General features: G+C 61.2%; 14 protein-coding genes. 7 read left to right on the forward strand and 7 right to left on the reverse strand.

Annotated elements, in window-relative coordinates:
- Positions 1-461 precede the first annotated feature (461 nt).
- The 3 genes from BLT65_RS41840 to BLT65_RS41850 are packed head-to-tail and all read right to left on the reverse strand — an operon-like array spanning position 462 to position 3,224.
- Positions 462-1,175, reverse strand: a complete 714-nt coding sequence (locus BLT65_RS41840) for a diacylglycerol kinase (protein ID WP_091789886.1) — start codon at positions 1,173-1,175, stop codon at positions 462-464.
- 40 nt (positions 1,176-1,215) lie between these two features.
- The gene (locus BLT65_RS41845) at positions 1,216-2,247 is read right to left on the reverse strand and encodes a glycosyltransferase family 4 protein (protein WP_042316805.1); all 1,032 of its coding nucleotides are present in this window, start codon (positions 2,245-2,247) and stop codon (positions 1,216-1,218) included.
- Between the two features lie 35 nt (positions 2,248-2,282).
- Positions 2,283-3,224, reverse strand: coding sequence for a UDP-2,3-diacylglucosamine diphosphatase (locus BLT65_RS41850; protein ID WP_042316807.1), 942 nt, complete (start codon positions 3,222-3,224; stop codon positions 2,283-2,285).
- 146 nt (positions 3,225-3,370) lie between these two features.
- Between BLT65_RS41850 and BLT65_RS47515 the strand changes: the two genes are divergently transcribed.
- Positions 3,371-3,538, forward strand: coding sequence for a hypothetical protein (locus BLT65_RS47515; protein ID WP_167306648.1), 168 nt, complete (start codon positions 3,371-3,373; stop codon positions 3,536-3,538).
- Between the two features lie 790 nt (positions 3,539-4,328).
- On the opposite strand, the gene BLT65_RS41855 is transcribed toward BLT65_RS47515, so the two are convergent.
- The 4 genes from BLT65_RS41855 to BLT65_RS41870 all read right to left on the reverse strand — a co-directional run bounded on the left by BLT65_RS41855 (position 4,329) and on the right by BLT65_RS41870 (position 6,680).
- Complete coding sequence (locus BLT65_RS41855) at positions 4,329-4,802, reverse strand: RDD family protein (RefSeq protein ID WP_091789889.1); 474 nt, start codon at positions 4,800-4,802, stop codon at positions 4,329-4,331.
- A gap of 113 nt (positions 4,803-4,915) precedes the next feature.
- Entirely contained in the window at positions 4,916-5,674 is a 759-nt protein-coding gene (locus BLT65_RS41860; protein ID WP_091789892.1) for a DUF3106 domain-containing protein, read from the reverse strand.
- A gap of 17 nt (positions 5,675-5,691) precedes the next feature.
- The gene (locus BLT65_RS41865; RefSeq protein ID WP_091789896.1) at positions 5,692-6,120 is read right to left on the reverse strand and encodes a DUF3619 family protein; all 429 of its coding nucleotides are present in this window, start codon (positions 6,118-6,120) and stop codon (positions 5,692-5,694) included.
- Entirely contained in the window at positions 6,117-6,680 is a 564-nt protein-coding gene (locus BLT65_RS41870) for an RNA polymerase sigma factor (protein ID WP_007588182.1), read from the reverse strand. The genes BLT65_RS41865 and BLT65_RS41870 overlap by 4 nt, the downstream gene beginning before the upstream one ends.
- A gap of 420 nt (positions 6,681-7,100) precedes the next feature.
- Between BLT65_RS41870 and BLT65_RS41875 the strand changes: the two genes are divergently transcribed.
- The 6 genes from BLT65_RS41875 to BLT65_RS41900 all read left to right on the forward strand — a co-directional run bounded on the left by BLT65_RS41875 (position 7,101) and on the right by BLT65_RS41900 (position 14,909).
- Positions 7,101-8,864 carry an acetolactate synthase 3 catalytic subunit gene (locus tag BLT65_RS41875; RefSeq protein ID WP_042316827.1) on the forward strand — a complete coding sequence of 588 codons (1,764 nt, stop codon included), beginning with the start codon at positions 7,101-7,103 and terminating at the stop codon, positions 8,862-8,864.
- Positions 8,865-8,975: 111 nt separating this feature from the next.
- Complete coding sequence (gene ilvN, locus BLT65_RS41880) at positions 8,976-9,467, forward strand: acetolactate synthase small subunit (RefSeq protein WP_007588180.1); 492 nt, start codon at positions 8,976-8,978, stop codon at positions 9,465-9,467.
- A 21-nt stretch (positions 9,468-9,488) separates the two neighbouring features.
- Positions 9,489-10,586, forward strand: coding sequence for a ketol-acid reductoisomerase (gene ilvC / locus BLT65_RS41885; RefSeq protein ID WP_224100115.1), 1,098 nt, complete (start codon positions 9,489-9,491; stop codon positions 10,584-10,586).
- Between the two features lie 123 nt (positions 10,587-10,709).
- Complete coding sequence (locus tag BLT65_RS41890; RefSeq protein ID WP_007588177.1) at positions 10,710-11,348, forward strand: phosphatidylserine decarboxylase; 639 nt, start codon at positions 10,710-10,712, stop codon at positions 11,346-11,348.
- A gap of 20 nt (positions 11,349-11,368) precedes the next feature.
- Positions 11,369-12,241, forward strand: a complete 873-nt coding sequence (pssA, locus tag BLT65_RS41895) for a CDP-diacylglycerol--serine O-phosphatidyltransferase (RefSeq protein WP_007588176.1) — start codon at positions 11,369-11,371, stop codon at positions 12,239-12,241.
- Positions 12,242-13,358: 1,117 nt separating this feature from the next.
- Positions 13,359-14,909 (forward strand): 2-isopropylmalate synthase, encoded by a 1,551-nt coding sequence (locus BLT65_RS41900; protein WP_091789899.1) that lies wholly within the window; start codon positions 13,359-13,361, stop codon positions 14,907-14,909.
- The last annotated feature ends 33 nt before the right edge of the window (positions 14,910-14,942 follow it).

The raw sequence follows: 14,942 nt of genomic DNA on the forward strand, positions 1-14,942 counted from the left end.
CTCGGCGCTCTGACAGGGTGGAGCGCGTGCGCTATCGGTCCGAAGTGATGCGTGTGGAGCACAAGGGGCCGACACACAGTTTGCCACCTGGGCGGCGGTGGACTATCTGGCAAGGTGTGCTGTGACGCGGGTGCATGAAGCGGGTGAGGCGTACAGGGAGAGCGTTAGCAACGAGCGCGGACTGGTGCGTTGCCGCGTGAAGCGTAAGAACCTTCGGGGGCCCTCAGGCAGGAACAAGAACTGGCGGTGTTAGCCGCTTTCTTTTGCCTACTTTTCTTTGCGGCGGCAAAGAAAAGTAGGTGCCGCCCCGCACAGGGGCGACGCGTGAAGCACGCGAACAAAACGCGGATGCCAGCGCAAAGGCCAAAACACCGAACAGCGACGCATGAAACACGAAGGCAAATCCCGGATGCCAGCGAAAAGCAAACCGTCACAGCGTCGCAGACATATCGAAACGAAATCTACTGCATTGCCCGAACCCACCCACTCACCCAACGCACAACAAGCGGCCCAACGAGCAAACCCCACGTCATCACGCAGATAAAAAGCGCAACCATAACAGCGGCGCTACCAAGATCCTTCGCACGCCGCGACAGTTCATGCCGCTCGAGCGAAATCCGATCAATAGCCGCCTCAACGCTAGAGTTGAGCAACTCGACAATCAGCACAAGAAACACAGACCCCAGCAACAGCACACGAGACACCGGCTCAACAGGCACCAAAACGCCGCACGGCAAAAGAATCGCCGCCAACGTCAGCTCCTGCCGAAACGCGCTCTCCTCACGAATCGCAACCCGAAACCCGGCAAACGAATTCTTCATCGCATGCCACGCGCGGGTGATCCCGCGATTGCCCTTGTATGGATTGAAGGGCAGCGGCGCGAGCGGATCATCGGGACCCAATGGCTCGAGCGATTCCGGCGCATCGGCTTTCGCGCCATTCAGCGCGTCTTCGCGAGCTTGCGCGGCATCGCGCGTAGTAGATGACATGGCAGAAACAGGAGTGGAGCTGGACTCTCCAGCATACCGCGCCCGCGCCTGCGGCGCGCCGTCCTCGTGCATATCATGCACATCATCGAACGGTTCGCCATACGGCTCCGCGTTCGACACTGCCGCCTTCGCGTCGCGCAGCGATTCCTGCGGAGCGCGCAATGCGTTCGATTGTCTCGTTTGCATGGGCGTAGCGAGAAGTGAGGGCGCTTGCGCGTCGGGCGGATCAGGCGGCGGCGCTTTCCTCTCGGTAAGCGGGACGCGACAGCGGCTTCAGATGCGCAGCGAACTGCTCGGACGCAGCCGCCCACGAAAAACGTTCGGCCCACGCGCGCGCATCGTTGCGATCGATCTTCAGCGCCTGCAGGCAAGCTTCGCGCAAGTCTTCGTGCATCGCGCCCGCGCCACCGTCGCCGAGTACATCGATCGGACCCGTCACAGGATACGCCGCGACAGGCGTGCCGCACGCGAGCGCTTCGAGCAGCACGAGACCGAACGTGTCGGTCCTGCTCGGGAACACGAACACGTCGGCGGCCGCATAGACCTTCGCGAGTTCGGCCTGCGTCAGCACGCCGAGATAGTTGGCGGCCGGATAGCGCGACTTCAGTTCGGCAAGCGCCGGGCCTTCACCGCACACCCACTTCGAGCCGGGCAGATCGAGCTTCAGGAACGCTTCGACATTCTTCTCGACGGCCACGCGCCCGACGTACAGAAAAATCGGCCGCGCGGTGTTGAGCACCTTCGATTCCATCTGCCGGAAAATCTCGAGATCGACGCCGCGCGTCCACAACACGACGTTCGTGAAGCCGAACTTTTCGAGGTCGGTCTTGACGACCGGCGTCGGCGCCATCACGGCAAGCGATGCCTTGTGAAACCAGTGCAGGAAGCGGTACGTCCACGCGACGGGAACGCCGAAGCGCGCCTCGACGTATTCGGGAAAGCGCGTGTGATAGGCCGTCGTGAACGGTAGCTTGTGCTCGATCGCATACTTGCGCGCTGCCAGCCCGAGCGGGCCTTCCGTCGCGATGTGCAGCGCGTCCGGCTGGAACTCGTCGATGCGCTGGCGCAAGTGGCGTCGCGGCATCAGCGACAGGCGAATCTCCGGATACGTCGGGCACGGAATCGTCTTGAACTCGAGCGGCGTCAACAGATCGACCTTGTGGCCGATCGCCGTCAGTTCGCGCGTCGTGTTCTTCAGCGTGCGAACGACGCCGTTGACCTGCGGTTCCCACGCATCGGTGACGATCATGATCTTCATGCGATTGGCCCTCTCGTAGTGGTGATGGTGTGCGCTCACGCTGTGGCGCGGGCTTTCGTCGTGTTCGCTTCAGGCGAGCGCATCACGGTCCAGTAGATGACCTTCAGCTCGCCTTCGTAGGTCTCGACGAGCGCCGACAGGCTCTCGACCCAGTCGCCGTCGTTGCAATACAGCACGCCGTCGATCTCGCGGATCTCGGCCTTGTGAATGTGCCCGCACACGACGCCGTCGCAGCCGCGGCGGCGCGCTTCATCCGTCATCACGTTCTCGAACGCCGAGATGAAGTTCACCGCGTTCTTCACCTGATGCTTCAGGTACTGCGACAGCGACCAGTACTGGAAACCGAGCTTGATGCGGATGCGGTTGAACCAGCGGTTCAGCACGAGAATCATCGTGTAGAGCGTGTCGCCGAGATACGCGAGCCACTTCGCGTGCTGGATCACGCCGTCGAACAGATCGCCGTGAACGATCCACAGGCGTTTGCCCTGCAGCGTGGTGTGGAACGCTTCGCCGCGCACGTGGATGTCGCCGAACGCGAGATCGCAGAACTGGCGCGCGCCTTCGTCGTGATTGCCGGGGATGTACACGACCTGGGTGCCCTTGCGAGCCTTGCGCAGGATCTTCTGCACGACGTCGTTGTGCGCCTGCGGCCAGTACCAGCCTTTCTTCAACTGCCATCCGTCGATGATGTCGCCGACGAGGTACAGGTACTCGGATTCGTTATGGCGCAGGAAGTCGAGCAGATAGTTCGCCTGGCAGCCGCCGGAACCGAGATGGATGTCGGAGAGCCAGATGGTGCGATAGCGGTGCGAATTCTCGTGACCGTCGTCGTGATCGCTTTCAGAAGGTGTTGGCGTCACCGGCAGATGCGGGAGCGGCGGCAGGCCAACTGAGGGGGTGCGGGGGCCGAAAGCGACGGGATCGACGCTCGGGCCATTCTGGCGGAAGAGGGAAGTCGCGGACGTGTTGTTGTCCATGGCTCACGCGTCGAGTTGCAGTACCCGCATTGCGCCATTGCTGCGTGACGGAGCCGTGACATTCACGAGAAGTTCTTATTACGTATCGGCAATTGTCGGCTTGATGCAACGTTGCGATTGATGGGTTCGTGATCGCGCGAGGGCGGATGCTTTCGTTCATCGTGACGCCCGCGATGGTTGGCGTGATGGGCGTCGCGAGGGTCGCCGCCGGGCTGGGTACGGCCGTCAATTCGATTTGTAGCGACAGCAACGCCACCACCGATATTGGGACTCTGCGCGCGTTGCCGTTGCCGTTTTGTGTGTTGGCGTTTTAGCTGGCATCCGCGTTTTGTTAGCGTGCGTCAGGCGTCGCCCCTGTGCGGGGCGGCACCTACTTTTCTTTGCCGCCGCAAAGAAAAGTAGGCAAAAGAAAGCGGCTAACACCGCCAGTTCTAGTTTTTGCCTGAGGGCCCCCAACCGGTCCCACACTTCACACGGCAACCTGCCTGTTCGCGTTCGTTGCCAACGCTCTAATCCAGCGCATCACCCACTTCACGCACCCGCGTTGCAGCACGCCGTGCCAGATGTCCTCCGCCGCCCAGGTGGCAAACTGTGTGTAGGCCGTAGCACCTCACACGCTTCACTTCGGACCGATTGCGCACGCGTTCCACCCTGTAAGAGCGCTAGGCTATACGCCGCGACAACCTACACACAGTTTGCCACCTGGGCGGCAGAAACCATTCGCCGCCGCTAGCTCGTGTACGGGTGTTTGAAGTGGGTGAGGCGTTCATTCGAAGCGTTGGCAACACACGCGAACAAGGACGTTGCCGTGTGAAGCGTAAGACCGGTTGGGGTCCCTCAGGCGGGAAGAAATGTTGGCGGTGTTAGCCGCTTTCTTTTGCCTACTTTTCTTTGCGGCGGCAAAGAAAAGTAGGTGCCGCCCCGCACAGGGGCGACGCGTGAAGCACGCTAACAAAACGCGGATGCCAGCGCAAAGGCAAACACACCGCGCCGGAGCTCGCGCAGCAAACACCATAGCGCGGATGCCAGCGAAAACCCAAGCACACCAAACTGCAAAGGAGCAAACCCCGCATCAACAGCAAAAAACCGCCGCAGGCAAAAAACTCACCGCGGTAGCGAAATAACCGCAGTCCCCGCCAACCGGTCATGCAGAAACTGTCGATTCACGCCGACCCGGCCAACGGCGGCATATAAAACGAACCACACAACAGCAACAATCAGCGTCTGCGGCACCGTAAGTCCAAAAAGCGGATGCACCGCCAACGGCGGCAAAAACCACAACCACGCAAACACATACCGCACCACCGCGCGCAGCACAGAAAGTCGCCCGCCATCCCTGGCGGCCACCACCCGTAATCGCCAGGTCTTCATCGGCAGCGTCTGGCCGCCGTGTGTCCAGAACCAGACGAAATACACCCCGACCACCAGCCCCACCCAGGCCGCGAGCCAGTTGTGATGAGTCAGCCCATTGCGCTGCTGCGTAAGCGTGCTAAACAGATACCCCGCCAGGAACACCACGCCAAACAGCAGCACACCTTCATACATCAGCGCGGCAAGCCTCCGACGCACAGTCGGCATCGACGGTTCTACGGATTCGGGTGGGAGCGGCACGGCTGCAGAGTCGACGGAAGTGGACACGGGCGAGGCCTCGGTTGCCGTTGATGAGCCCGCGACGCAGGCTCGCAGAGGGATTATGAGCCGTTGAAGATGGACGGCGCGTCGGACGGCGAGACGGGCGTCGGCGTCGCCGGCACGAAGCTCCCGGTCGCGGGAATGGCGGGCGCGCCGGGCGAGGGCGCCGCGACGCCGGCGGAGGCGCCTGCCGTCGCCGGCGGCACAGGCACGCTCGCGAGCTTGTCCTTGCCGTTCACCAGCCGGTTGATGTCCTTGATCTCGGACTTGCCCGAAGGCGGCGCGCTGACGACCGTTGGCCGGCGCTTGCGCTCGCTGGCAGCAAGTTTTTGCTTCTGCTCTTCAGGCAGCTGCTGGTATGCCTTCCACGCGTTCTGGCGCGCTTCACGCGGCAGCTCTTTCGAGACCTGATAGTTTTCGCGAGCGACGCGCCGCTGCTCAGGCGTCATGCGCACCCACTCCGCCATGCGCTCGTGCAATACCTTTTGCGCTTCCGGCGTCATCTTCGGATAACGCGACGCAATTTTCAGCCACTTGCGCTTGCGCTCCTCGCTGAAGGCGTCCCATTGCACTGCAAACGGCGCGAGCGCGACGTGTTCGGCGTTGGAAAGCTTCGACCACGCGAGCGGACTGGTCGAGATGGGCAAGCCCGGCAGGTCGACCGTCAACGCCGGCGCGGCCGCCTTCGCGGGTGTACCGCTGGCGGGCGCCGCGACAGGCGTGGGTGTCGGGTAGAAGCGCGGATAGGTGGCGGCGAATGACACCAAGGCTGCAATCACGCATCCGGATACAACGGCAAGGCCGCGCTTGTAACTCACCCGTCAACTCTCCCCGGTCAGTGGTTACGCGTCAGGTACGCGTTGAACCCGTGATCGAGATAGGCATTGAGCGGCAGGTCGTCGCTCAGCATGGCGGCATCGATATCGGCGAGCTCGGCCGTGCGCTGGTGGTCTTCCCACCACGCGATACCCGCGAGTCCGATGACCAGCGCGAGCACCGGCCAGGCGAGCGCGAGCTTGCGCAGGCGCGGCAGACGGCGCGACGGTTCCGGTTGCGGCATGTGGGCAAGCGTCCCCGCGCCGACGAACACGGGCGCGAAAGCAGGCGCATGCACGGCTTCAGGCTTCTTGCGAGCGAGGGCGGCGCGGCGCGCCGCGGCGAGCCGGTCGGTCGTGGCGGACGGAATGCGGGCAGCGTTTTCGTCGAGAGCGCGCCGAAGCTGCAGCGCAAACTCGAGTTCTTTTGTTTCGGGAGCGGAGCTCATAGCGTGATTCCTTTGGCCCTGAGCGCTTGCGCCAGCGTGTGCGTGGCTCGCGAGCAGTGCGTTTTCACACTGCCTTCCGAGCAGCCCATCGCGGCGGCAGTCTCAGCGACATCCATATCTTCCCAGTAACGCATCAGAAACGCCTCCCGTTGACGAGCCGGCAACTTTTGGATTTCGTCGTCGATCAACTGCAGGACCTGTTCGCGTTCGAGCCGCTGCTCGCTGCTTTCCACACCCGTCGAGCCGTCCTGGCTTTCGAACGTCTCCAGCGGGTCGAAGTCTTCGTCGTCGGCGTTGCCCAGCGACGAGAACAGGGTCACCCAGGTATTGCGCACCTTCTGCCGACGGAAATAGTCGTGCATCGCATTCTGGAGAATACGCTGAAACAAAAGCGGTAGCTCAGCGGGAGGACGGTCGCCGTATTTTTCGGCGAGCTTGATCATCGCGTCCTGCACGATGTCGAGCGACGCGTCATCGTCCCGCACGGCGTAGACCGTCTGCTTGAACGCGCGCCTTTCGACGCCCGCCAGAAAATCGGCGAGTTCCTTGTCTGATGCCATCCGTTGGGGGTCGGCGCAGCGAGTGTGCGCGGAATCGGTCGAAAAATGTCGTAAAACTCGCGGATGCTAACAAACTTTCACCCGCACCGGGGAAAAACGCCGCAGGCTTTTGCCCAGTATCGGCTTTGGGCCGCGAAATATGCCGCTTTCGTCAAGGCGACCGCAAGGTGCGCGTAACGCGTATGTAAACCGGTCAGAAGTGGACGACGAAAGCGGGTTTGCCGTCAATCATGGAAATATTTGCTTGACCATCGGACATATCGTAGATATCGTCTACGGTTCGCAACATAAGTGACTTGTCTCATTTGAGGTTGGCCCAAGAAGCCTTCCTGTCAAACTGGACGCGCCGCTTGAACCCGAGCCACAAGCCCGGCAGAGAGCACCCGATCAATTTTTTGCCGAAAATTCGAAAGGTGAACGATGAATATGCCCAGCGCGGAATTCTCCACGTCGGATACCACTCCACATCACGAAGCTGACTCTATCGGCGCCACCGTGCTCATGAAGGCACTGGCCGACGAAGACGTCGAATTCGTCTGGGGCTATCCCGGCGGCTCGGTACTCTACATCTACGACGAGCTTTACAAGCAGGACAAATTCCAGCACGTCCTCGTGCGCCACGAGCAGGCCGCGGTTCACGCCGCCGACGCCTACGCGCGCTCGACCGGCAAGGTCGGCGTCTGTCTCGTGACCTCCGGCCCCGGCGTCACCAACGCGGTGACGGGTATCGCGACGGCCTATATGGACTCGATCCCGATGGTGGTCATCAGCGGCCAGGTGCCGACTGCTGCGATCGGTCAGGATGCGTTCCAGGAGTGCGATACCGTCGGCATCACGCGTCCCTGCGTGAAGCACAACTTCCTCGTGAAGGACGTGCGCGATCTCGCTGCCACCGTCAAGAAAGCTTTCTATATCGCCCGTACCGGTCGTCCCGGCCCGGTGCTGATCGACATTCCGAAAGACGTGTCGAAGGCGCCTTGCCAGTACGAACCGCTCAAGAGCGTGTCGCTGCGCTCATACAACCCCGTCACGAAGGGCCACTCGGGCCAGATCCGCAAGGCCGTCGCGCTGCTGCTGTCGGCCAAGCGTCCGTATATCTACACGGGCGGCGGCATCATCCTCGCGGATGCATCGCGCGAACTGAACCAGTTCGCCGATCTGCTCGGCTATCCCATCACAAACACGCTGATGGGCCTGGGTGGCTACCGCGCGAGCGACAAGAAATTCCTCGGCATGCTCGGCATGCACGGCACGTACGAAGCCAACATGGCGATGCAGCACTGCGACGTGCTGATCGCGATCGGCGCGCGTTTCGACGACCGCGTGATCGGCGACCCGGCGCACTTTTCGTCGCGTCCGCGCAAGATCATTCACATCGACATCGACCCTTCGTCGATTTCGAAGCGCGTGAAGGTCGACATCCCCATCGTCGGCGACGTGAAGGAAGTGCTGAAGGAACTGATCGAGCAGTTGCAGACGGCCGAGCATGGCCCGGACACCGCGGCGCTCGCCGACTGGTGGAAGGACATCGAAGCCTGGCGCTCGAAAGACTGTCTCAAGTTCGACCGCAAGAGCGAGATCATCAAGCCGCAATACGTGGTGGAAAAGGCGTGGGAACTGACGGACGGCAATGCCTTCGTGTGTTCCGACGTCGGCCAGCACCAGATGTGGGCGGCGCAGTTCTATCGCTTCAACAAGCCGCGCCGCTGGATCAACTCCGGTGGTCTCGGCACGATGGGCTTCGGCCTGCCGGCGGCGATGGGCGTCAAGATGGCGCACCCGGACGACGACGTGCTCTGTATCACGGGCGAAGGCTCGATCCAGATGTGTATCCAGGAGCTGTCGACCTGCAAGCAGTACGACACGCCCGTCAAGATCATTTCGCTGAACAACCGCTATCTGGGCATGGTGCGCCAGTGGCAGCAGATCGAATACAGCAAGCGCTATTCGCATTCGTACATGGATGCGCTGCCTGACTTCGTGAAGCTCGCCGAAGCGTACGGCCACGTCGGCATGCGGATCGAAAAGACCGCTGACGTGGAACCGGCGTTGAAGGAAGCACTGCGCCTGAAAGATCGCACGGTGTTTCTCGACTTCCAGACTGATCCGACCGAAAACGTCTGGCCGATGGTCCAGGCCGGCAAGGGCATCACAGAGATGCTCCTCGGATCGGAAGATCTATAACGAGCGCTTTCCTGCGCCGGCTCCGTCATGCACATCTCCACAAAAGGTGAGCGCGGGCGGAGCAGTGCGGAACGCACGCATCGCATACATCGATATCTGGAAGAAGCGAACATGAGACACATTATTTCCGTACTGCTGGAAAACGAACCGGGCGCGCTGTCGCGTGTGGTTGGCCTGTTTTCCGCACGCGGCTACAACATCGAAACCTTGACGGTGGCGCCGACCGAAGACCGTTCGCTGTCGCGCATGACCATCGTTTCCATTGGCTCGGACGACGTGATCGAACAGATCACGAAGCATCTGAACCGCCTGATCGAGGTGGTGAAAGTGGTCGACCTGACAGAGGGCGCCCACATCGAGCGCGAGCTGATGCTGATCAAGGTTAGGGCGGTCGGCAAGGAGCGTGAGGAGATGAAGCGGATGTCGGATATTTTCCGCGGCCGCATCATCGACGTCACCGAAAAGACCTACACGATCGAACTGACGGGCGCGAGCGAAAAGCTCGACGCGTTCATCGAAGGGCTCGACGCCACCGCGATTCTCGAAACGGTCCGCACGGGCGGTTCCGGCATCGGGCGCGGCGAGCGTATCCTGAAGGTTTAACGACCCGGCAATATCGGTTCGATCCGCGCCGGGCGTTGCGTCAAGCGCCCGGCCCAAGCACTACACACGCAACATTTTTCTGAATTTCGCCAAGGAACAGACATGAAAGTTTTCTACGACAAGGACGCCGACCTCTCCCTCATCAAAGGCAAGCAGGTCACCATCATCGGTTATGGCTCGCAAGGCCATGCGCACGCGCTGAACCTGAAGGAAAGCGGCGTGAACGTCACGGTCGGTCTGCGCAAGGGCGGCGCATCGTGGAGCAAGGCTGAGAACGCTGGTCTCACGGTGAAGGAAGTGGCAGAAGCCGTAAAGGGCGCTGACGTCGTGATGATGCTGCTGCCCGACGAGCAGATCGCCGAAGTCTATGCGAAGGAAGTGCATGGCAACGCCAAGCAGGGCGCGGCGCTCGCGTTCGCGCACGGCTTCAACGTGCATTACGGCCAGGTGATCCCGCGCGCGGATCTGGACGTCATCATGATCGCGCCGAAGGCCCCGGGCCACACGGTGCGCGGCACGTACTCGCAAGGTGGCGGTGTGCCCCACCTGATCGCAGTTGCGCAAGACAAGTCGGGCGCAGCACGCGACATCGCGCTGTCGTACGCAGCGGCGAACGGCGGCGGCCGTGCCGGCATCATCGAAACCAACTTCCGTGAAGAAACGGAAACCGACCTGTTCGGCGAGCAAGCCGTGCTGTGCGGTGGTACGGTCGACCTGATCAAGGCTGGCTTCGAAACGCTGGTCGAAGCGGGTTACGCGCCGGAAATGGCGTACTTCGAGTGCCTGCACGAACTGAAGCTGATCGTCGACCTGATCTACGAAGGCGGCATCGCGAACATGAACTACTCGATCTCGAACAACGCCGAGTACGGCGAGTACGTGACGGGTCCGCGCATCATCACGGATGAAACGAAGAAGGTGATGAAGGAAGTCCTGAAGGACATCCAGACGGGCGAGTACGCGAAGAGCTTCATCATCGAAAACCGCGCTGGCGCGCCGACGCTGCAATCGCGTCGCCGTATCACGGCTGAGCACCAGATCGAGCAGGTCGGCTCGAAGCTGCGCGCGATGATGCCGTGGATCGCGAAGAACAAGCTGGTCGATCAGTCGAAGAACTAATCTGCCCGTTTTTCTTGCTCCGGCGCACGAAATGCGCCGGAAGCGTCAAAAAGCCGTCCAGGTGTGCTGAACCCTGGACGGCTTTTGCTATCCTACGGTTTTACAAAAAGACTGAACCCATTTATGAATTACCCTCATCCGATCATCGCGCGCGAAGGCTGGCCGTTCATTGCCATCGCGGCCGTCGTTGCGTTGTTGATCCACTTCATCGCAGGGTTCGGCATTGCCTGGATTTTCTGGCTGTTGCTCATCTTTGTCGTGCAGTTCTTCCGCGATCCGGCACGTCCCATTCCGACGCAGGCCAACGCGGTGCTGTGCCCGGCCGACGGCCGCATCGTCGCTGTCGAAACCGCCCATGATCCGTACGCGAACCGTGAAGCGCTGAAGATCAGCGTGTTCATGAACGTGTTCAACGTGCATTCGCAGCGCTCGCCCGTGGATGGCGCGATCTCGAAGGTCGAATATTTTCCGGGCGCATATCTGAACGCCGCTGTCGACAAGGCGTCGACGGAAAACGAGCGCAACGCGGTCGTGATCGAAACGGCGAGCGGCGCGACGGTGACGTCGGTGCAGATCGCGGGCCTGATCGCGCGGCGCATTCTCTGCTACGTCAGGGCGGGCGAGCCGCTCACGCGCGGCCAGCGCTATGGTTTCATCCGCTTCGGTTCGCGTGTCGACGTGTATCTGCCCGTGGGCAGCCGCCCGCGTGTGTCGATCGGCGAGAAGGTTTCGGCTTCGTCCACGGTTCTGGCTGAACTATAAAGCGGCACAGGGAGGGTTCGATGGCCGCATTCAAACCGCGTCGTCCTCGTAGCAGCGGTGCGCCGCAGCCGCGACCGTTCAGGCGCAACAAGCCGTCCGCCGTCACGGAATCCGTGATCGACAGCCGGCGCGCCGCGCGACAGCAGTTTCTGCGCAAGCGCGGGATTTACCTGCTGCCCAATGCGTTCACGACAGCGGCGCTTTTCTGCGGGTTCTTCGCCGTCGTGCAGGCGATGAACGTGCGCTTTGAAGTCGCTGCGATTGCGATTTTTGTCGCGATGGTGCTCGATGGCATGGATGGGCGTGTTGCGCGTATGACGCATACGCAGAGCGCTTTTGGCGAGCAGTTCGACAGTCTGTCGGACATGGTGTCGTTTGGCGTTGCGCCGGCGCTTGTGATGTATGAGTGGATTCTGAAGGATCTCGGGCGCTGGGGCTGGCTCGCGGCGTTTGTTTATTGCTCGGGCGCGGCGTTGCGGCTGGCGCGGTTCAATACGAATATTGGTGTCGTCGATAAGCGGTTTTTTCAGGGCATGCCGAGCCCGGCTGCGGCTGCGTTGATCGCTGGTTTTGTCTGGCTTGCTACCGATAATCGCGTGCCTTTGAAACTGGTCTGGTTGCCGTGGGTTGCTTTTGCTTTGACTATTTACGCGGGCGTGACCATGGTGTCGAATGCGCCGTTTTATAGCGGTAAGGCGCTGGATGTGCGGCATCGCGTGCCGTTTGCGGCGATTTTGCTTGTTGTGGTCGCGTTTGTGCTCGTTTCTTCTGATCCGCCTTTGATGCTGTTTGGGCTGTTTGTGCTTTATGGCCTGTCGGGGTATGTGTTTTGGGCGTATCGCGTGGTTAGGGGGATGGGGAATCCGGCTCGTTCCTCGCAGCGGCCGGGTTAGTGGGTTTTGGTTGTCTGCGACGCTGGTTTTGGTTTTTTTGGGTTTTCGCTGGCATCCGCGTTTTGTTAGCGCGCTTCACGCGTCGCCCCTGTGCGGGGCGGCACCTACTTTTCTTTGCCGCCGCAAAGAAAAGTAGGCAAAAGAAAGCGGCTAACACCGCTAGTTCTTCTTCCTGCCTGAGGGACCCCAACCGGTCCCTCACTTCACACGGCAACTTTCCTGTTCGCGTTCGTTGCCAACGCTCCAATCCAGCGCATCACCCGCTTCACACACCAGCGTCGCAGCGTGCCGTACCAGATATTCAACGGCCGCCCAGGTGGCAAACTGTGTGTAGGCCCAAGGTGCTCCGCACGCCTCACTCCGGACCGACAGGGCAAGCGTCCCACCCTGTAACAGCGCCGAGTTATACGCCGCGACAACCTACACACAGTTTGCCACCTGGGCGGCGCAGACCATTCGCTGCCGCTAGCTCTTGTTCGGGTGTTTGAAGTGGGTGAGGCGGTCATTCGAAGCGTTGGCAACGAACGCGAACAGAGATGCTGCCGTGTGAAGCGTAAAACCCGTTGGGGGCCCTCAGGCAAGAAGAAATGTTGGCGGTGTTAGCCGCTTTCTTTTGCCTACTTTTCTTTGCGGCGGCAAAGAAAAGTAGGTGCCGCCCCGCACAGGGGCGACGCTTGAAGCGCAAACACCGTAACGCGGATGCCAGCGAAAAGGCCGAAACACGGTAACGCCGATGCCACCGCAAACCCCAAAACACCAAACAAAACCGCCCGCGCCGCGAAGGCGCCAACCCGAATACCAGCGCAAAGCCACCTAAACCAAACCGCCCGCGCAGCAAAAACCCAAAACCAAACCAAAAAGCCCGGCCCGCAGGGCCCCCAATTGCACGTTTCCGGCATTGCCGCTATAGTCTCTGGCATGGCACTTTCCAAGTTCCCCTTCCTGTCTCTTCAAGCCGGCAAGCTACTACGCTCGCTAGCTCTAGCGCGCCTGCCGCGCTGATCGTTTTCGCCCTCCGTCTGCCTCGTTTGTTGTTTAGCGTCGTCTGCGGTGATGGCGCAAACACTCGAATTCCGTTTTCCAATTCAAATTGACCGAATCCCCCTGGAGACCCGAGATGGCAGACAAGCTCATCATTTTCGATACGACGTTGCGTGACGGCGAACAATCGCCCGGTGCGTCGATGACGAAGGAAGAAAAGATCCGTATCGCGAAGCAGCTCGAACGGATGAAAGTCGACGTGATCGAGGCCGGCTTCGCCGCCAGCTCGAACGGCGACTTCGACGCGATCCACACGATCGCCGGCATGATCAAGGACAGCACGATCTGCTCGCTCGCCCGTGCGAACGACAAGGACATCCAGCGTGCCGCCGAAGCCCTGAAACCCGCCGATCACTTCCGCATCCACACGTTCATCGCGACGTCGCCGCTGCACATGGAAAAGAAGCTGCGCATGACGCCCGACCAGGTGTTCGAGCAGGCGAAGCTGGCCGTGCGTTTCGCGCGCAAGTTCACGAATGACGTCGAGTTCTCGCCGGAAGACGGCAGCCGCTCGGACATGGACTTCCTGTGCCGCGTGCTCGAAGCCGTCATCGCGGAAGGCGCGACGACCATCAACATCGCCGATACCGTTGGCTACGGTGTGCCGGAGCTGTACGGCAACCTCGTGAAGACGCTGCGCGAACGCATTCCGAACTCGGACAAGGCCGTGTTCTCGGTTCACTGCCATAACGACCTCGGCATGGCCGTCGCGAACTCGCTGGCAGGTGTGCAGATCGGCGGCGCGCGTCAGGTGGAGTGTACGGTCAACGGTCTCGGCGAGCGCGCAGGCAACACGTCGCTCGAAGAAATCGTGATGGCGGTGCGCACGCGCAAGGACTATTTCGGCCTCGAACTCGGCATCGACACGACGCAGATCGTGCCGGCATCGAAGCTCGTATCGCAGATCACGGGTTTCGTCGTGCAGCCGAACAAGGCGGTAGTCGGCGCGAACGCGTTTGCGCACGCGTCAGGCATCCACCAGGACGGCGTGCTGAAGGCGCGCGACACCTACGAAATCATGCGCGCGGAAGACGTGGGTTGGACCGCGAACAAGATCGTGCTCGGCAAACTCTCGGGCCGCAATGCGTTCAAGCAGCGTCTGCAGGAACTGGGCATCTCGCTCGACAGCGAAACCGAACTGAACCTCGCGTTCCAGCGCTTCAAGGAACTCGCGGACCGCAAGTCCGAAATCTTCGACGAAGACATTATCGCGATCGTCACGGAAGAATCGGCCGAAGCGCAGGAGCGGGAGCATTACAAGTTCGTGTCGCTGTCGCAGCACTCGGAAACGGGCGAGCGTCCGCATGCGCGCATCGTGTTTTCGGTCGCGGGCAAGGAAGTGGTCGGCGAAGCGAACGGCAACGGCCCCGTCGACGCAACGCTGAACGCGATCGAAACGGAAGTGGGCAGCGGCTCGGAACTGCTGCTGTACTCGGTCAACGCCATTACGACGGGCACGCAGGCGCAAGGTGAAGTGACCGTGCGTCTGTCGAAGGCCGGGCGCATCGTGAACGGCGTCGGCACGGACCCGGATATCGTCGCCGCATCGGCGAAGGCGTATATCTCGGCGCTGAACCGTCTGTATGCCGGTCACGACAAGCTGAATCCGCAACGCTCGGAAATCTGATCCGCGTTGGCCGCATTCAGTCGCAATGAGAAA

Origin of the sequence: Paraburkholderia steynii (genome assembly GCF_900100565.1) — a bacterium.
GTDB classification, from domain to species: Bacteria; Pseudomonadota; Gammaproteobacteria; order Burkholderiales; family Burkholderiaceae; genus Paraburkholderia; species Paraburkholderia terrae.